The organism is Arthrobacter sp. D1-29, assembly GCF_054130585.1.
The window spans coordinates 4,383,269-4,401,910 of sequence record NZ_CP096383.1; the positions used below are offsets into that span (position 1 = coordinate 4,383,269).

At 64.0% G+C, this 18,642-nt stretch carries 15 protein-coding genes; 13 read left to right on the forward strand and 2 right to left on the reverse strand.

Translation table 11 applies throughout. From position 1 onward, the window contains the following. Window positions 1–25: 25 nt before the first annotated feature. Together map and M1E17_RS19955 are read left to right on the forward strand one after the other, a co-directional pair. Window positions 26–796, forward strand: coding sequence for a type I methionyl aminopeptidase (gene map / locus M1E17_RS19950; RefSeq protein WP_457963652.1), 771 nt, complete (start codon window positions 26–28; stop codon window positions 794–796). A gap of 94 nt (window positions 797–890) precedes the next feature. Continuing rightward, window positions 891–1,772 (forward strand): alpha/beta hydrolase, encoded by an 882-nt coding sequence (locus M1E17_RS19955; protein WP_457963653.1) that lies wholly within the window; start codon window positions 891–893, stop codon window positions 1,770–1,772. Here M1E17_RS19955 and M1E17_RS19960 read toward each other — a convergent pair. Continuing rightward, window positions 1,762–2,142 carry a DoxX family protein gene (locus tag M1E17_RS19960; RefSeq protein ID WP_457963654.1) on the reverse strand — a complete coding sequence of 127 codons (381 nt, stop codon included), beginning with the start codon at window positions 2,140–2,142 and terminating at the stop codon, window positions 1,762–1,764. The genes M1E17_RS19955 and M1E17_RS19960 overlap by 11 nt on opposite strands. Before the next feature lie 118 nt (window positions 2,143–2,260). Here M1E17_RS19960 and M1E17_RS19965 point away from each other — a divergent pair, with 118 nt between their 5' ends. The 11 genes from M1E17_RS19965 to M1E17_RS20015 all read left to right on the forward strand — a co-directional run bounded on the left by M1E17_RS19965 (window position 2,261) and on the right by M1E17_RS20015 (window position 16,324). Next, the gene (locus M1E17_RS19965; protein WP_457963655.1) at window positions 2,261–2,782 is read left to right on the forward strand and encodes a MarR family winged helix-turn-helix transcriptional regulator; all 522 of its coding nucleotides are present in this window, start codon (window positions 2,261–2,263) and stop codon (window positions 2,780–2,782) included. Window positions 2,783–2,847: 65 nt separating this feature from the next. Beyond that, entirely contained in the window at window positions 2,848–3,579 is a 732-nt protein-coding gene (locus tag M1E17_RS19970) for a FadR/GntR family transcriptional regulator (RefSeq protein ID WP_457963656.1), read from the forward strand. 185 nt (window positions 3,580–3,764) lie between these two features. Beyond that, window positions 3,765–5,249, forward strand: coding sequence for an aspartate ammonia-lyase (locus M1E17_RS19975; protein ID WP_457963657.1), 1,485 nt, complete (start codon window positions 3,765–3,767; stop codon window positions 5,247–5,249). Window positions 5,250–5,501: 252 nt separating this feature from the next. After that, entirely contained in the window at window positions 5,502–5,831 is a 330-nt protein-coding gene (locus tag M1E17_RS19980) for an ArsR family transcriptional regulator (protein WP_457963658.1), read from the forward strand. Window positions 5,832–6,034: 203 nt separating this feature from the next. Then, a complete protein-coding gene (locus M1E17_RS19985) occupies window positions 6,035–8,923 on the forward strand; it encodes a beta-L-arabinofuranosidase domain-containing protein (protein ID WP_457963659.1) in 2,889 nt (962 codons plus the stop codon). Window positions 8,924–9,022: 99 nt separating this feature from the next. Further along, window positions 9,023–10,372, forward strand: a complete 1,350-nt coding sequence (locus M1E17_RS19990; RefSeq protein WP_457963660.1) for an ABC transporter substrate-binding protein — start codon at window positions 9,023–9,025, stop codon at window positions 10,370–10,372. An 82-nt stretch (window positions 10,373–10,454) separates the two neighbouring features. Beyond that, window positions 10,455–11,408 (forward strand): carbohydrate ABC transporter permease, encoded by a 954-nt coding sequence (locus tag M1E17_RS19995; RefSeq protein WP_457963661.1) that lies wholly within the window; start codon window positions 10,455–10,457, stop codon window positions 11,406–11,408. Between the two features lie 2 nt (window positions 11,409–11,410). Further along, window positions 11,411–12,439, forward strand: a complete 1,029-nt coding sequence (locus M1E17_RS20000; RefSeq protein ID WP_457963662.1) for a carbohydrate ABC transporter permease — start codon at window positions 11,411–11,413, stop codon at window positions 12,437–12,439. A 33-nt stretch (window positions 12,440–12,472) separates the two neighbouring features. After that, window positions 12,473–13,546, forward strand: coding sequence for a hydroxyacid dehydrogenase (locus M1E17_RS20005; RefSeq protein ID WP_457963663.1), 1,074 nt, complete (start codon window positions 12,473–12,475; stop codon window positions 13,544–13,546). Further along, entirely contained in the window at window positions 13,543–15,231 is a 1,689-nt protein-coding gene (locus M1E17_RS20010; protein ID WP_457963664.1) for a family 43 glycosylhydrolase, read from the forward strand. The genes M1E17_RS20005 and M1E17_RS20010 overlap by 4 nt, the downstream gene beginning before the upstream one ends. A 64-nt stretch (window positions 15,232–15,295) precedes the next feature. Continuing rightward, window positions 15,296–16,324, forward strand: coding sequence for a LacI family DNA-binding transcriptional regulator (locus tag M1E17_RS20015; RefSeq protein ID WP_457963665.1), 1,029 nt, complete (start codon window positions 15,296–15,298; stop codon window positions 16,322–16,324). A gap of 101 nt (window positions 16,325–16,425) precedes the next feature. On the opposite strand, the gene M1E17_RS20020 is transcribed toward M1E17_RS20015, so the two are convergent. Then, a complete protein-coding gene (locus M1E17_RS20020) occupies window positions 16,426–18,609 on the reverse strand; it encodes a glycoside hydrolase family 36 protein (RefSeq protein ID WP_457963666.1) in 2,184 nt (727 codons plus the stop codon). Window positions 18,610–18,642 lie beyond the last annotated feature (33 nt).

The window sequence follows — 18,642 nt, forward strand, 5'->3', positions numbered from 1 at the left end:
TAACGGTCCACAATTGGAGGAATCATTGATTGAAGTGCTTACGCCCCGAGAAGTTGACCAAGCCCGCCTCTCCGGCCAATTTGTGGCCAGGACCCTGTCAGACCTGAGGGACAGGACCGAGCCGGGCACGAACCTCCTGGAAATTAACGACTGGGCAGATTCGATGATCCGGGCCGCAGGAGCCCGCTCCTGTTATGTCGACTACGCCCCGTCCTTTGGGCGCGGCCCGTTTGGCAAAGTGATCTGCACGTCCGTCAACGATGCCGTTCTACACGGACTCCCCCATGACTACGTTCTGATGGAAGGGGATCTGCTGACTTTGGATTTCGCTGCGAGTGTCAACGGATGGGTCACCGATTCCGCCATCAGCTTCGTTGTAGGCGAATCTCCTTCGCGTGCTGACCGGCACATGATTGAAACCACGGAGAAAGCACTTGTGGCCGGCATCCAGGCAGCCCAGTCCGGAGCGCGCATTGGCGATATCTCTTTCGCCATCGGGTCAGTGCTCGAAGCAGCCCGCTTCAAGGTCAACAAAGAATTTGGCGGACATGGGGTTGGAAGCACCATGCACCAGGACCCGCACATTCCGAACACCGGAACACCTGGACGCGGATACACTCTTCGCCCCGGACTGCTTTTGGCCATCGAACCCTGGGTTATGGACGGCACCAGCAAACTCGTCACAGCTGCCGACGGGTGGACCCTGTGCAGCTCCAATGGCCGCCGGACCGCGCACTCCGAGCACACGATTGCCGTCACGGAATCCGGACCGGTCATCCTCACTCAACTGGCCTAGAAGGTGTCTCTTCCAGCCGCGCCCCACAGCCGGCACGGCCTGCAACCACCGCCCGCGAACTTCATGCCGCGGAGTTGACGCTATGGTCGATTGCATGGCGGCGTCCTTCATTGGTGTGAGTGAACTCAAGGTTGCCGAATCATCAGCCTCAGGGCCTTATGGTCCCGTCCCGATCCGCTGGTATCGGCCAGCAGTTGAGAGTGCAGCGGCAGCACCGGTCCCGACGATGGTCTGGGCGCACGGCGGAGGCTTTTTTGCCGGCGGCCTTGACCAGCCTGAAGCCCACGACGTCGCCCGCGCTCTTGCGCAGCGCGGGCTTCCTGTTGCCACAGTGGACTACCGCCTCGCGCCACTTCCCGGGCTGGCGTGGGCCGGAAGGGGCGGAAGGCGGCCCCGCGCGCGGTTTCCTCTTCCCGTTGAAGACATCGTTACCGCGCTTGGCAGTGTGGGCAGTGAGTCACCGGGTGGAGTGATTCTCGGTGGAGCAAGCGCCGGAGCTTGCCTCGCCTCCGCCGCCACTCTCCGTGCCCTCAAGGGTGAGCTGAAACCGAGGGGGATTGTTCTTGCCTACGGCTTTTTCCACTCGTTGCACCCCAGGTCTCACAACATCCGGAGGCGGGTACCCGGCCACCGGCGGCTGACACATTCCCTTTGGATCCTTGACGCCGTTAATCGCAACTACGCGGGCTCACCGTCCGCGTTGGCTAATCGCTTCGCCTTCCCCGGAGGGCACGGCCTCGACGGCTTGCCTCCAACCCTCATGATCAATGCCGACCGGGACGCCATGCGCGCATCCGGTGATCAGTTCGCGGGCGAACTCCTCGCGGCAGGAATCGACGTCGAACAGCACGTTCTGCCAGGCTCCCGTCATGGTTTCCTGAACCGTCCGCGTCTCGAGGCCTTCACAACCGCAATTGATCTCATTGCTTCATGGTCCTTGACGCGGCTGCCGGGGCCGCCGGTACCTATGAAGTGAAGGCGTAAGGGCCGAACCGGCCCCAGGCAACAACCGCCGCCAGAATGAGCAAAACCACGTTGATCGCCACCATCGGGGTTTCCTTGCGGCGGCCGTGTGTAATCGCAGCGCCAACCATCAGGCCTGCGAGCCCGAGGGCCGCCAGCGGAACCAGTACCGGGACGATCCCCAGCACCGCGGGTAGGATCAGGCCGACGGCGGCAAGCACCTCCAGGAGGCCTATGGTCTTCACCATGCCCTGGCTGAAGTCGTCCGTCCACCCCATCCCGGAAGCTGCGAGCTTTTCTTTGGACTGCATGACCTTCATGGCCCCGGCGGCGAGGAAGGCTGCTGCCAGCAACCCGGCGATGACCCAGAGGACGATATCCATGGCATTTTCCTATCTTCGAATGACTTCAATCTTTAAGTGAATCGTAGACCTTAACGACTTAAAGATGCAAGTAAATTGCTCGAAGATGACTTCAACCCTGAAGCGATAGGATGGGCGGATGGATGCAACTCAAGAGCCCCGTTGGCTGACGCCCGAAGAGCGGGACGCCTGGCTGGCACTGACCAGCGTGATCATGAGGCTGCCTTCCGCGCTGGACGCCCAACTCCAGCGCGATGCAGGAATCAGCCACTTCGAATACCACGTGATGGCAGGGCTCTCCGAGAGCAAGGGCCGGACAGCTCGAATGAGCGAACTGGCCGTGATTGCCGAAGGCTCCCTCCCCCGCCTCTCGCAGGTAGTGGGCAGGCTCGAGAAGCGCGGATGGGTGCGCCGCAGACCGGACCCAACGGACGGCCGCTATACCCTGGCGATCCTCACTGATGAGGGGTGGGACAAGGTGGTCAAAACGGCACCCGGCCATGTGGAGGAAGTGCGCACCCTGGTCTTTGACCCGCTCACCAAGGCCCAGGTCCAGCAGCTGACCAATATCGGCCGGCGGGTCACCCGCGCCATCGACCCCAACGACTACTGCCTCCGCGGCCTTGACCAAGGCCGGCAGTCTGGAACTGCAGCGGGCTAAGCCAGCCCTCCGCAACATTTCGCGAGCCCGTTGACACATACTGCGACTGATGCCATGCTTTGGGTATGGATGACCTGTTGGACAGCTGGACAGCTGGACAAGATCGAGTGGTGCGAGTGGGTGCCGCTGAAGCTGTATTCGCATCCCTTCGCGGCGCCATCGAGGGCGGCAAGATTCCCGTTGGTACACGCCTGGATTCAGAGGCGTCGCTGGCCAAGCAGTACGGAGTCAGCCGCACCATGGTCCGCGAAGCCCTCCGGTCATGCACCGCCCTCGGCCTGACCGCCACGCATACCGGCAAGGGCACTTTTGTCATCGCCGACAAAGTAGCCCAGGACCTCAAGCTCGGTAAATACTCCGCCAGCGCCCTGATGGAGGCCCGCCCCCACGTGGAAGTTCCGGCCGCAGGCCTCGCAGCCCAGCGCCGGACCAATGAAGACCTCGAGGCCCTCCGGGAGATTCTCCGGGAGATGTCCGAGGCCGAAAACCTCCAACAGTGGGTTCAACTCAACACCGAATTCCACGTGACCATTGCCCGTTCCAGTGGCAACGGCGTCTTCGAATCATTCCTCTCCGACATCGTTGAGGCCATGGCCAACCAGTCGAACACCCTCAACCTGGTGGCCGACCGCCGGAAGGAGTCCGGCGACGAGCACGCCCGCATCTTTGATGCGATCGAGCGCGGTTCGGCCGAGGACGCGTCGGAGGCCATGACCATGCACCTGCATGGCGTGGAGTGTGCCCTGGGCACCATCGTCCCCGGAAGCGGAAATACCAACGCTGGCCGCACAGGCTGACCCTCAACCCGGACCCACCAGTGCACCACGAACCAGGCACCGCCACTGACCGCTTCTCCGCACGGGACCGTTTCCGTCGCCACCACCTATGCGTTTCCCGCGGGCCTGCCCTGCCGGCTGCTGATTTTCCTCTTTCTCAACCGTCAACCCGTCCAAACCCGTCAACGAAGCCCTGTAAGGACATCATGAGCACCCCGAGCACCACCGCAGCCGCAACCACTATCGGCACCACCGCCGCTGCCGGCATTGCTACAAAGGCAGTGTCTACGCGTTCTGAGCATGATCTGCTCGGTGACCGGGACGTCCCGGCGGAGGCCTACTGGGGCGTGCATACCCTGCGCGCGGTGGAAAATTTCCCCATCACCGGGCAGCCGCTGTCCTCGAACATGCACCTGGTCCGCGGCCTGGCCGCGGTCAAACAGGCCGCGGCCCGCACCAACCTTGAACTCGGGCTCCTGGACCCCGAACGCGCCGCCGCGATCGAACAGGCCTGCACCGACGTGATCAACGGCCACTACGCTGACCAGTTCGTCGTGGACGTCATCCAGGGCGGCGCCGGGACCTCCTCAAACATGAACGCCAACGAGGTCATCGCCAACCGCGCCCTGCAAATCCTGGGCCACCCCAAGGGCGAATACACCCGCCTGCACCCCAACGACCACGTCAACCTCTCCCAGTCCACCAACGACGTCTACCCCACCGCCGTGAAACTGGGCACCATCTTCGCCGTCAAGGAACTCCTCGCCGCGCTCGAAGAACTCGAAGAAGCCTTCGCCGCCAAAGCCCTGGAATTCCGCACCATCGTCAAAATGGGCCGCACCCAACTCCAGGACGCCGTGCCCATGACCCTGGGCCAGGAATTCGGCACCTACGCCATCACCATCGGCGAAGACCGGCTCCGCCTCGCCGAAGCAAACCTGCTCATCCACGAAATCAACCTCGGCGCCACCGCCATCGGCACCGGCCTGAACGCCCCCGCCGGCTACACCGAAGCCGCCTGCCGCCACCTCGCCCACATCACCGGCCTGCCCCTGGTCACCGCCCCGGACCTGATCGAAGCCACCCAGGACGTCGGCGCGTTCGTCCACCTCTCCGGCGTCCTCAAACGCGTTGCCGTGAAACTCTCCAAAACCTGCAACGACCTGCGCCTGCTCTCCTCCGGCCCACGCGCCGGCCTCGGCGAAATCAACCTCCCCGCCGTCCAGTCCGGCTCCTCCATCATGCCCGGCAAGATCAACCCCGTCATCCCGGAAGTAGTCTCCCAGGTCGCCTACGAAGTGATCGGCAACGACGTCACCATCACCATGGCCGCCGAAGCCGGGCAACTCCAACTCAACGCCTTCGAACCCATCATCGTCCACAGCCTCCACAAGAGCATCTCCCACCTCCAGGCAGCCTGCACCACCCTCACCGCACGCTGCATCCGAGGCATCACCGCCAACACCGAACACCTGCGCCTGACCGTGCAACAATCCATCGGCCTGGTCACCGCACTAAACCCGCACCTGGGCTACACCACGGCCACCGCCATCGCCCAGGAAGCACTCGCCACCGGCAAAGGCGTCGCCGAACTCGTCCTCGAACACGGACTGCTCACCGACGCGCAGCTCCAGGAACTCCTCAGCCCCGAACGCCTGGCAAACCTCACCAAAGAACCCACCCAGCAATAGCAACAACAAAACCAACAAAAGTCCCACCGCCCCCCTCGCACGACCGGTCAGGGAACCCTGCGGCCGTGGGCCCAGCCAGCACCACCCAAAAACCCTGTCCTGCCCGGGAACAGGGGCACACCGACGTGCCCAAATTCCCTTCGGATGACACAAAAAGAGAGCCCGCTGTGCCGGTCCGCCGCCCCAGGCAACACCGGCACAGCGACGCCCGCCACTGCTTTGCCTCTTCAACCCCATGAAAGGCCTTGGAAAATGACCGTTGAGCTCCAAAACCCTGCAACCGCACGCCGCATGCTGAATGAAGACCCCGCCCGCAGGAAAGAAGAACGGCGCCGTCCGATCAGATCCCAAATTATCGACTACCTTGCCAGCAACGGCGCCAGCAAGGTGGCAGATATCAGCAGCGACATCATCTGCTCCCGCGATTGCGTGAGGTACCACCTCGCTGCGCTGGAAAAGGCGGCGATCGTCCGTTCAAACATTTCCCCCGGAACCCGCGAGGGGTTTACGCCCTTCTACGCCCTCACCCCCGCGGCAGCCAGCGTCCGCGTCCAGCCCCGCCCCCAGAAAACCAGTTCATAGAAAACAGCCGACGGCGGCGGGACCCTCAGCGGGGATCCCGCCGTCGTTAGTCATTTCCAGCCGATTGCGCGCCTCAAAAGGCGCATCCTTGTGCGCCAGGATTTGTTAACGCTAACATCACAAGTTCCTGCGCAGTCGCAGAACACTGCAGGCGATCTTCGGAAAGAGCGCAGGTGGACAGAACATACGGAGGAAGCGGTCCCGTGGCTAAAACATTCAATGTCGAGGTGCTCCCTGAGGATCTTGAGACCTCGGTCTACCTGCTCGAAACCGGACTGGGCGACGTCGACATCCAGGATCCCTACCTGGTCAACGGAAACCGGAAAACCATCGCCTACCTGCTGGGCCTTGACCCCGGGAAGTTCCTCTTCTCGTTCTACAAGCAGGCGGGCCTGACACCCACGACGGCGGCGGGTTACGGCGGCTGGGAACGCGAATCGGGCACACGCTTCCAGGGGCACTTCTTCGGGCACTACGTCTCGGCGCTGTCCCAGGCCTATGCCACAACCACTGATCAAGCCACCAAGGCGGGGCTGCTCACGAAGCTGACTGCCGCCGTCGACGGCCTGAAACACTGCCAGGATGCCTACGCCGTGAAGGATCCGGCCAACGCCGGCTTCGTCTCGCCGTTCCCGGTGACGTACCTGCCATCAGGGGCCGACGGCCTTCTGGTTCCCTTCTACAACCTGCACAAAATTGTTGCGGGGCTGCTGGCCGCCCATGACTATGCGCCCCAGGACGTCTCCGCCATGGCACTGTCGGTTGCTGACGGTTTCGCCACCTGGATCGCCAACTGGGCAGGCCGGCAGGCAGACCCTTCGGTGCTCCTCAGCACCGAGTACGGCGGCATGAACGAGGCGCTGTACAAGCTGTTCAGCATCACAGGGAAGCCTGCCCACAAGCGCGCGGCGGAATACTTCGATGAAGTTGCACTGTTCCAGAAGCTGGCCGCGGGCCAGGACGTCCTGAACGGCCTGCACGCCAACACCACCATCCCCAAGCTCATCGGGGCACTGAAGCGCTACACCGTCTTCACGGACAATCCGCGCCTGTACGCCACCCTTACAGACGTGGAGAAGAGCGGCCTGGGCATGTACCGTGCTGCTGCGGAGAACTTCTGGCAGATAGTGCTTGCACACCATACCTATGCCAACGGCGGAAACAGCTACTCTGAGCACTTCCACGCCGCCGGCACGCTCTACCAGTACGCCACCAACGGCCAGACCATCGGCTATGGGGAGAACTCGACGTCCGAGGGCTGCAACGAGTACAACATGCTCAAACTCTCCCGGGCCCTGTTCCAGGTCACAAAGGATGTGAAGTACGCGGACCACTACGAGTCAGCGTTCATCAACTCCGTCATGTCAGTCCAGAACCCCGAGACCGGCATGGTCACCTACTTCCAGCCCATGGCCCCCGGCTACGCCAAGGTGTTCGGCCACCAACAGGACGAGTTCTGGTGCGATCACGGTACCGGGATCGAAAGCTTCACCAAGCTCGGAGACTCCATCTACTTCGAAACCCGGGATTCGGTCTATGTGAACCAGTTCCGCTCGTCCGTCCTCCGCTCGTCCGCCCACAACCTGAAGCTGACCCAGAAGGCGGATGTACCCAACCACGAAACCGTCACCCTGTCGGTTGAGGCGCTGGATGGAGGGGCGGTTGTCGGCGGTACCAGCATCAGGCTGCGCATCCCGTCCTGGGTTGACGGAGTGCCCACCCTCCGCATCAACGGCGTCGAAACGGACATAGTGCCGCTCGCCACCGCCGGCTATGTGCTGGTGCCGGTGACTGCGGGAGACACCGCCTCCTACACCCTTCCCGCGAGGGTTACGGTGGAGGACAACACCGAAAATCCCAACTGGGTTGCCTTCAAGTACGGCCCCGTGCTGCTGGCTGCCGAGCTGAACCGCAACAACGTCAATGCTGCCTATACGTCCGGTGTCCTTGTCCGGATGGGCACCGCGGATAAGACGGTCAACTCCCATGTCGTCGTGGACGACGCGGCCGCCTGGAAGCAGGGCATCGGGAGCAACCTGGTGCGCATCCCGAATGGCCGGAACGCGAACGGCACAGAGGCCATGCGGTTCTCGCTCCGGAACGTCGATGAGGCGTCGGCGGCATTAACGTTCGAGCCGTATTACAGCCTGTACAACGCACGGTATGCCATCTACATGACTCTCGTTGAGCCGGATTCCGCGGAGGCGCAGGGGCTGATCCGCAAGGAGAAGGAACGGCTGCGGATCGACGAAACCACCATCGATTCACTGACTTCGTTCGACAACAACAACAGCGAGGCTGACAAGAACTACAAGTACAACAAGTCCGCGGTGGGGACCTTCCACGGACAGGGGTTCCGGGACGGGCAGCGGGCCACCGACGCCTACTTCCAGTACGAGATGATCGTGGACCCGGCACTCGAGGAAAACTACCTTGGAGTGCGCTACTACGGCGGCGACGACGGCAGGAGCTTCGGCGTCTACCTCAACGGTGTGCTGCTCAAGGACGAAGTGGTCACCAACGCCAATGGAGCCACCACCTGGTACACCCAGTACGAGCAGATTCCCCCAGTGGTCCTGGAGGGGATTGCCGCAAGGGACAGCTACAAGCGCGACCAGAATGGCAACTATGTGCTCGATGCGGACGGTGCAAAGGTGCCTGTCGTGACGGTCCGCTTCCAAGGCAACGGCACAAGCTTTGTGGGCGGTGTCTACGGCGTGTCCATTACGTCCAGCAACGCCTTCGGCACCAATGCCCGGCTGAAGGCACTCACCTCCGGCACCGGCGTCCTGAGTCCGGCACTGGCGGAGGACATCTATTCGTACACGCTGACGGTGCCGGCGGCGGCCACAAGCGTAACTCTCGACGCCGAGCCGGCGGCGGGAAGCGGACTGGTGCTGATCGGCGACATCCTGATCGACGACACCAAGACGCGCACCATTGCCCTGGAACCCGGCGCGGAACGCACCAACATCGTCCTGACCACTTACGCGCAGGACCATGCCACTACAGCCACCTACCGGATCGCCATCGTGCGCGCAGATCCGGAACCCGCATTGGCCCCGACTGCTTCCGTCCTGCATATTGACTGACTGTGATGCATCCCGCATGATTGGGGATAACGTTTTCCTACCCCAATGACGTCGGCGGCAATGGTGCCGGCAGGGAAAACCTTTTCTCCAAGGAGCATCATGAAAGTTATGAAGCGTTTATTGACCGGCGTGGCGGTCCTGACGACGGCAGCCACCCTGGCGGCGTGTGGCGGCGGCGCCCCCACGCCGTCGGCCTCAAGCACCGCAGATGCCGGTATCGAAGGCACTGACGACAAGCCCATCACCCTCGAATACTGGGGTTGGGCCAAGGGCACGGGCGAGCAGGTCAAGCTGTTCAACGCCGCCCACAAGAACGTGCAAATCAAGTTCACCGAGGTCAAGGGCGGCAGCGACGCCCTGAACGGCCTGCGCAACGCCGCCTCCGCGGGCAACGCCCCGGACCTCCACCAGGGAATCCAGGACTGGATGGTCCCCCTGGTGGCGGAGAACATCATCACGGACATCACTGATTGGGTTACCCCCGCTGAGAAGGAATTCAAGGCCTCCGCCTTCAATTCCTCCAAGGTGAACGATAAGAACTACATTGTGCCGAACGCCCAGGCACCGCAGTTCTTCGTGTACCAGACCCCCGTCTATGACAAGCTGGGCCTCAAGCCCCCCAAGACCATGGAAGAGTTTGTGGACCAGGGCAAGGTGCTCGGAGCCGCAGGCCACAAACTGACCAACATGGCAGGCGAAGACCCCTCCACGCTGGTGAACTGGGCCTGGCAGGCCGGGGCCTCCTGGTACAAGGTGGACGGCGACTCCTGGAAGATCAATTTCCTGGACGACGCCACCCTCGAGGCAGCAGACGTAACCCAGAAGCTCATTGACGAGGACGCCATCTCCACCCAGACGTTCGCCGACTATGCCGCCGTCCAGCAGATGTACGACAAGGCCAACACCGCCACCCGCCACATCTGGACCTGGTCCACCAACGGCATGGTCAACAACTTCAAGGAGTCCTTCGGCAACTGGGCTGCTGCCCCGATCCCGGAGTTCAGCACGGGCGGCAAGGCCAACGTCAGCCCCATCGGCGGCACGTTCGTCACAGATCAGTCCAAGAGCAAGAAGGCAGCAGCCGAGGCAGCCGTCTGGCTCGCCACCAACAAGGAATCCGTCACGCTTGCCGCGGACCCCATCAAGGGTTCCTCGGCGTTCCCCGCCGTGGCTGACTCCGATTCCTACGTCGCCAACATGCTGCCGGAAAAGCTTTTTGGCGCCAACCACGCCGAAGCTGTCAAGGTGGCCACCCAGGCCTCCAAGGACATCGCCGGAGACTGGACCTACGGCCCCAACTACACCGCGATGTACACGGAAATGGCCGATGGCTGGGCCAAGGTCATCACCAAGCAGCAGAAGGTCACCGCACTGCTTGAACACATGCAGGAATGGACGGTGGATGACCTGAAAAAGAAGGGCATCAACGTCATCGACGGGTCCAAGTAGTCCTGCCCGCCCAAGGGTGTCCCGGCCCCAGGGCCGGGACACCCTGCAACGGCATCGTCACCAGAACTTTGAAGGAAGACCCATGTCCACCCAGATCCTGAGGACGGAAAGTTCCGCCCCCGCACCTGCAGCTGCACGCCGGCGCATTACGTGGCGGACGCTGCTGGCAGCCAAGGGAGCAGCGTTCACACTGCCATTCGTCGTCGGCTTCATCATCCTCTTTATCCTGCCGATTGCTTACGCAGTGGTGCAGAGCCTGTACACCGTTAAGTCCTCCGGGCTGGGCCTGAGCGGCAACCAGACGGTGTTTGTCGGCCTGGACAACCTCACTGCCGCCGCCACCGATCCGCGCTTCTGGGAGTCCATGGGACGGGTAGCTGTCTTCGCGTGCATCCAGGTTCCCATCAAGCTGGCCATCTCCCTGCTGCTGGCCCTCGGCCTTGACTACCTGAAGGGCCGGGTGGTGGCCGGGTTCCGGATTGGCCTCCTGGTTCCCTACATGATTCCGGGGATCGTGGGCACGCTCGTGTGGATCTACCTCTACTCCCCCAACATCGGCCCGCTGACCGAGATCGGCAAGTTCTTCTCCCTGGACTGGAACTTCCTCTCCGAGGCCATGATGTGGCCCTCCATCGGAAACCTGCTGACGTGGGACAGCATCGGCTTCAACATGCTGATCATCTACGCATCGCTGCAGGCCATCAGCCCGGAACTCTTCGAAGCCGCACGGATTGACGGCGCCGGCGAAGGACGCATTGCCTTCTCCATCAAGGTTCCCTTTGTCCGCTCCGCGCTGGTCCTGACCGGCATGCTCTCCATCATCGGGCTGCTGCAGATCTTCGCGGAGCCCCTGCTGTTCCGCTCCTTTGTCCCGGAAGTGGTCACCAAGGACTACACGCCTACCCTGATGATCTTCAACCAGGCCTTCGACGCCAACAACTACAACTATGCAGCGGCACTTTCGCTGGTCTTCGCCTCTGTCATCGCCCTGGTGTCCTTCTTCTACTACAAATTCACCAACAAGCCGGAAGCCTAGCCATGAGCACCACCACCCCCGCCACCGGCGCCGCTGCCCAGGACGATGCGGCGCTGACCCCGGTCATCGTCCCGTCAGCGCCGGAAGAAACCGGCCACCTCCCGGCCAAGGAACGGCGCCGCGCCAAACGCCGCGCCAGCCTCACCCGCCGCGGCCTGCCTGTCGGGGCCAAGCAGAACAGGGCCACGCAGCTGCTGGTCTTAGCAGGACTGGGCCTGGCCGTCATCTACTCTGCGGGCCCCATCTGGTGGCTCATCGTCGCGTCCACCAAAGGCCAGGCGGACCTCTACGCCTCCACCGGTTTCGAGTCACTCTGGTTCGCCGAATTCAACCTGTGGGAAAACCTGCAGCAGATCTTTATCTACGACGAGGGCTTCTTCCTCCGCTGGATGCTCAACTCCATCCTCTATGCCGGCGTCGGCTCCTTTGTCGGCATGATCATCTCGCTGGCCGCCGGCTACGGCCTGGCCCGCTACGAGTTCTGGGGCAAAAAGGCGGTCTTCGGCGCCGTCGTCGCGTCCTTCCTCCTGCCCAGCGCCCTGCTGACCATCCCGCTGTACCTCCAGTTTTCCGCTTGGGGACTCGTCGGCCGCCCGTGGGCCGTCCTGATCCCCTCCTTCATCAGCCCCTTCAGCGTCTACCTGGCGAAGGTCTACATCGAAGGGGCCATCCCGCCGGAAATCCTGGAAGCAGCGCGGATTGACGGCGCCGGCGAGGTCCGCATCTTCTTCCAGGTGGTCATGCGGCTGATGACCACCGGCGGCGCCACAATCTTCCTGCTCGCCTTCGTGGGCAACTGGAACAGCTTCTTCACACCGCTGACCATGCTGGGGGCATCCGGCAAGGAAAACTGGCCCCTCGCGCTGGGACTGTACGCCTGGTCCGGGAAACGCACCCTTGAAGGTGAGAGCATCGACGGGACCAGCATGCTGATCCTTGGCTCGCTTCTGGCCATCATTCCGCTCGCCGTTTTTATGATTGCCATGCAGCGCTTCTGGAAGACCGGCGTTACGCTCGGCGCCGTCAAGTAACTCACCGCTTCGAACGAAACAGAGAAAAAGACCATGCACACATCGAGCGCCACCTCGCCGGCCCACCCACATACCGCTCCCCGGCAGCCCGTTACCATGGCGGTGATGGCTCCGCCAGAACTGTTCGGCCAGCTGATCGCCGCCGATTCGCTGGAGCGCCTGCATGGCGTTGCCGACCTTCGCGGCCCCGTCTTTGAGGACTTCTCCTCTGCTGATGCCAGGGCCCTCCTGCCGGAAGTCGAGGTGCTGATCACCGGCTGGGGCTGCCCGCCTCTGCCGCCAGAGGTGCTGGACCTGGCCGTCAACCTCAAAGCCATCATTCACGCGGGCGGAGTCGTCGGCGACAAGGTGCCGCCCCTTCCCGCGGGCCGGGTGATCACGGCGTCGAACGCCGGAGAAGCCAACGGCATCCCCGTGGCCGAGTACAGCCTGGCCATGATTCTGCTCGCCAACAAGCAGACCTTCGACGCCGTACGGATGTACCGCACGCGACGCAACTGGATAGACCGGGAGAGTGAATTTCCGACGGCGGGCAACTACCGCAAGACCGTCGGACTCGTTGGCGCCTCCCGGATCGGCCGCGCCGTGGCCAAACTCCTGCAGCCGTTCCACCTTGACGTCCTGGTATACGACCCGTACCTCAGCAACTACGACGCCAGGGCGTTCGGGGCGGAGCTGGTTCCCCTCGCTGCCCTGATGTCCCGCAGCGACGTGGTTTCCCTGCACGTGCCGGTCACACCAGAAACGACAGGGATGATTGGCGCGGACGAGCTGGCCCTGCTGCGGCCTGGAGCCACCCTCATCAACACCGCCAGGGGCGAAGTCCTGGACCAGGAAGCCCTGGAAGCGGAACTCATGTCCGGGCGGATCAACGCGATCCTGGACGTCGCGGTACCCGATGTACTGCCGCCCGAGCACGTCTTTTACGACCTTCCGAATGTCCTGCTCACCCCGCACATCGCCGGGTCCATGGGAACGGAGCTGCTTCGGATGGGCGACCACGTGGTGTCCGAACTGGAGCGCTACGTGGCCGGGATGCCCTTTGAACACCCCGAAATCCTTGCATCCTTGCCCGATTCGATGCCTCCTCGGGAGACCTCCGCATGACACTGCTCACCAACCCCGTGCTGCCGGGCTTCTCGCCGGACCCCTCACTGATCCGCGTCGGCGACTGGTACTACCTGGCCAACAGCTCCTTCGAGTGGTATCCGGTGATCCCGATCCATCGCTCGCGGGACCTGAAGACGTGGGAATTCGCAGGCTCCTTCACGGGCCCGGACGCACGCGTGGAGCTCAGGGGCCTTCAGGACTCTGGCGGTGTGTGGGCACCGTCGCTGAGCTGGTCCGACGGCGACTTTTGGCTGGTCTTCACCGTGGTTCGCGGTTTTGGCGGGCCGCACAAGGACATGGACACCTACATTTCCCGGGCCGCCGACGTGGCAGGGCCGTGGTCCGCGCCCGCGCGGGTTACCACCACCGGCTTCGACCCGTCCCTCTTCCACCACAACGGCCGGCACTGGCTGGTCAACATGGAATGGGACCACCGCCCCACGGGCCGCGGCGGCTTCGCCGGCATCAACCTGCAGGAGGTGAACGCCGCGGGCACAGCCACCATCGGCACCCCCAAAATCATCCACCGCCGGGACGTCCTGATCGAGGGTCCAAACCTGTACTCCTTCAACAACCGCTTCTACCTCATGCTGGCCGAGGGCGGAACGGGACAGAACCACGGCATCGCCATGATGCGCTCCGACAACCTTTTTGGCCCCTACGAGCCGGATCCGCTGGGGCCCGTCCTGACCACAAGGGACCTTCCCAGCCACGAACTGCAGAAGGCAGGCCATGGCGAGATCGCCGTCGGACATGACGGCACCCTCTACTTGGCCCACCTGGCCAGCCGCTGGGCTGAAAGGGACGGCAAGCAGTATTCGGTCCTCGGCCGGGAAACCTGCATCCAGCGGCTAGCCTTCACCGACGACGGGTGGTTGCGGCTCGAACAGGGCGGCCGGCACCCTGACGTGGAAGTCCGGGGCCCGCTGCCTGCCGTTTCACCGACTCCCGACCGTGACGGTGACGGTGACTTAGCCGGTGACCCTGACGGTGACCCTGGCGAGGACGCCGGATTCGGCGGCTTCACGCCAACTTCCGACGCCGATGGCGGCACCACGGTGGGCTGGCCCTGGAGCACGCTGAGGCATCGTCCCCATGCTGAATGGGCCAGCCTGGACGCCCGGCCTGGCTGGCTCCGGCTTCGCGGCAGGCACAGCACAGACTCATTCTTCGACCAGTCGCTGGTGGCCCGCCGCCTGACCTCCCCCGACGTCACAGCCGGAGTGACGCTGGAGGCCAGTCCCGCCAATTTCACCCAGAGCGCGGGCCTCATTTTCTACTACAACACCGCCAGCTACTTCTATCTCAGGACAACGGTGCGGGAAGTGGGCGGAGACCTGGTGGACGGCGATGCCCCCGTGGAGCAGATCCTGGAAGTGTTCGAACGGGACCCGTTCACCGGCCTGCAGTCACACGGGGCCGTTGTGGTGGAGCCGGGACTTCCGCTCCGCCTCGAGGGCAGCATCAACGGCGACCGGGCGCAGTTCCGCTGGGCCCAGGGCGGCAATCCGTTGAGCCCCATCGGGCCGGAACTGAACGCGCTGCAGCTCTCAGACGACCACGGCCACGTCCTGCGGTTTACCGGCGCTTTTGTGGGTATTGCGGCGCAGGATCTCCGGGACAGGAGCTTCAGCGCAGACTTCACGGATTTCCGCTACGACACGGGCGAGGCTGACCGATGAAAACGATTCCCCGCCCTCAACCTGCCTGCCCGCCTTTCCCGGCAAATGGCATTACGCTGTGAAGGTGACCAAGGATCCAGCCCCTGCCCTGAGGCAGAAAGTGCCTGTGCTGAGCGACGTCGCCAAGGCCGCCGGCGTGTCCGTTCCCACGGTTTCGCGCGTCCTGACCAGCAGCAAGTTCGTGGCCCCGGAACTGCGCGAGCGCGTGATGAAGGCTGTCGGCGAACTTGGCTACCGGCCCAACGGCGCCGCGCGCGCCACCCGCTCCGGAAAACGCTCCATGGTGGCGGTGCTGACGGGCGGAACGTCCAACTACGGCTATGCCAGGACCATCGAGGGCATCGAGAAGGCGGCCCGCGAATCAGGCATGTCCGTGATCATCGCCGTGGTGGAATCCGATGACGACGACGCCGTGAACTCCGCGATCGACCTCGTCCTGTCCCAACCGGTGGCCGGCGTCATCATCCTGGAGTTCGACCGGCCTGGCCTGGCCGCCGTCAAGGCTTTCCCGTCATCCATCCCGCTTGTGGTGGCAGGTGGCGGGACCAGGCGCACCGGCAAGGCACCCGGCGCCCTGCTGGATGAACGCGGAGCCGGCAAGGATGTCACCAATCATCTGCTCTCGTTGGGGCACAAGACCGTCCACCACGTGTCGGTACCCACCATGGGCAAGCACTCTGGCCGTACCGACGGCTGGCGCGCGGCGCTGACAGCCGCCGGCGCCGTCATTCCTCCGGTGCTGCACGCCACGTGGGAGCCTGCCAGCGGTTACCGGGTGGGCCAGGAACTGGCGGCCAGGGATGAAGTAACGGCGGTATTCTGCGGCAACGACGACATCGCCATCGGTGTTGTCCGGGCGCTGCTGGACAGCGGCAAGCGCGTCCCGGAGGACGTGTCGGTGGTGGGGTTCGATGACCAGCCGCACGTCGCCTTGTGGCGGCCCGCGCTGACCACCGTCCGGCAGGATTTCCAGGATCTGGGGGCCAGGGCGTTTGCCCTGCTGGCCTCCACTGTGGAAACGGGCACCATCCCGGCCTCGTCCACGGTCAAACCCGAACTCGTCCTGCGGGAGTCAACCGCCGCCCTCGGCTAACCGCAGTCCCGCCCCTCCCAACTGACTCGCAGTTAACGTCGTCAAACGGGTGTTTCACGACGTTAAGTGCGAGTCAGTTGGGCTGCTGGGCCGGGGTGGGGTTAGGCGCGGAGGAGGATCAGCCGGGCGCTGTTCACCTCGGTCAGGGTCACCTTCAGGACAGCCGTCCCCGGCGTTTCGGAAAGTACGACGGCGTCTGCCGCACCCCAGGCGGGATAGGCCACCGTCACGTCGGGGTTCTGGCCCAGCCAGGCAGGCAGCTCGATGGACTGCTCCACGTCGCCTCCCCGCCGGTGGACTGCAATGGCCAGCGTTGACTGGCCCAGCCTGGAGCCCTGCGCGATCCAGTCATCACGCCACGCGGGAAGTCCCAGCGGGAACGTGGGCAGGCTGGTGGGAATGCCGGCACGCAATCCCTTGTAGACCTCCAGTGCAGCGCGGACCACCTCCAATTGCACGGGATCCAGGGTATCGATCCGGCCTGCCAGGTGGACGCGGGACAGCAGCGCACTGACCAGGGAAAAGGCCAGCTGCTCATCGCCCATGGACCCCTCCACGGACGCCCAGACACCTGACTGTTCCGGCGTGAGCGTGAGCGGCGCCGCGGCGGAAATAGGCGGGGTCTTGACGAAATCCTGCTGGTCTGTCAGGGACTGTACCGGGAACACCGCTCCCGAGGCGCCGTCCAGCCGGGATCCGCCCGCGGCGCAGCCTTCGATGGTCAGGCCGGGGTGCCTGTCCATTGCTGCCGAGGCCCAGGCCAGGAATGCGCGGTTGTGGTCCAGCAGGCCCGCGCCGACAGCGCCGTTGAGGTCTGTGCCCGCTCCGATGTCCACGTTGTAGTCCAGCTTGAGGTAGGCGAGGTCGAAATCGTCCATCAGCCGGTCCACCACCCCGTCCAGGTGCGCCCGGGCCGCGGGGTGCCGCAGGTCCAGCTGGTAGCGGCCCCATTCCTTGATCCGCTCTCCGCCGCGGCTGAAGAAGGCTTCGGCTGGAAGCAGCTCCGCGATCCGGCTCCTGGCGCCCACCACCTCGGGCTCGAGCCACAGGCCAGGCTTCATGCCGGCTGCACGGATTTTTCCGAGCAGCCCGGCCAGGCCGCCGTCGGGGAAGCGTTTGATGGAGGGTTCCCATTCGCCCACCGAGTCCCACCAGCCGCCGTTTTCGTCGTCGTACCAGCCGGCGTCGATGCAAAAGACCTCCACACCCAGCGCTGAGGCGGCAGCGATCAGCGGCAGCTCCTTTTCGGTGGTGGGGTCCGACATGAGGCAGTTCAGGAAGTCGTTGTAGATGACCGGCAGGGCCACGTTGTCAGGGTGGGCCCGCCGGATGCGCCGGCGGTAGGCAGTCAGTTCGGCCGCGACAGCGTCAAGGCCGCCGGCCGGGACAACAGCCACGGAGGCCGGGACGGTGGTGAACGTTTCGCCCGGTTCCAGCGTGACGCCCCACTGGTGCTCGGCCGCGGTGGGGCCGGAGACCGTGAGATAGAGATCGTTGTAGCGGTCGCCGAGCTCGTAATGCCAGGCACCGTTGTGCTCCAGCTGCCAGGCCAGCATGCTCCCGGTGCCGGCGTCCTCCAGGATGCCCATGGGGAGGTGTTCGGCAGTGGACCAGGCCCCGATGGACGTGGCACCCACCCGGTTCTTGGATCCAACCTGGCCGTATTCCACCATTCCGACGTTATAGAGGCCACGTTCCGCCAGTGTGGCCCGCCGCCAGCGGAACTCGCCGGACCACGGGTTGGCGGCCTGCCAGAGGGCAAGCTCCTCTTCCCAGTCCCTGCCATGCCCCAGCCCGGAAAGGGTGAACGAGGAGACATATTCCACGCCGACGGCGGAGCTGCCCGCCCGAAGTTCCGTCCAGCAGCGCAGGACGGAGGAGCCGCCGGCAAGCTCATAGTGCACGGCAGCAGTGATACCCGATACGGGATCTGTGGCTTGCAGTTCCAGCCCCCGTACGCCGTTGGCCACCGTTTCCCGCGTGCCGGACAGCCGCAGCCGCTGGGCCGCAGCCCCGTCCACGTGCCGCTTTCCCGCTGTACCGTGCCGGCCGTCGCCGGCCAGGGCAATCTCGACGATGGGCAGGGAAGCCTGGCGCAGCTCCTCCAGGTCGGCCAGCGGGGCCTGTTCGTGCTGGATGGCGAGGAGCCTGGGGGCGATGTCATCACCGTGCAGAATGTGAAGCTGAAGGCAGTCGTTTCCCCAGGACAGGATCTCCCCACCATCCGCGACGTCGGGAGTCGGCGGCTTGTCCTCTAGTTCGGGACTGAGGTTCGCAAGGGTCATGGTGGCTCCCGGGAAGTACGCAGTCGGATATCG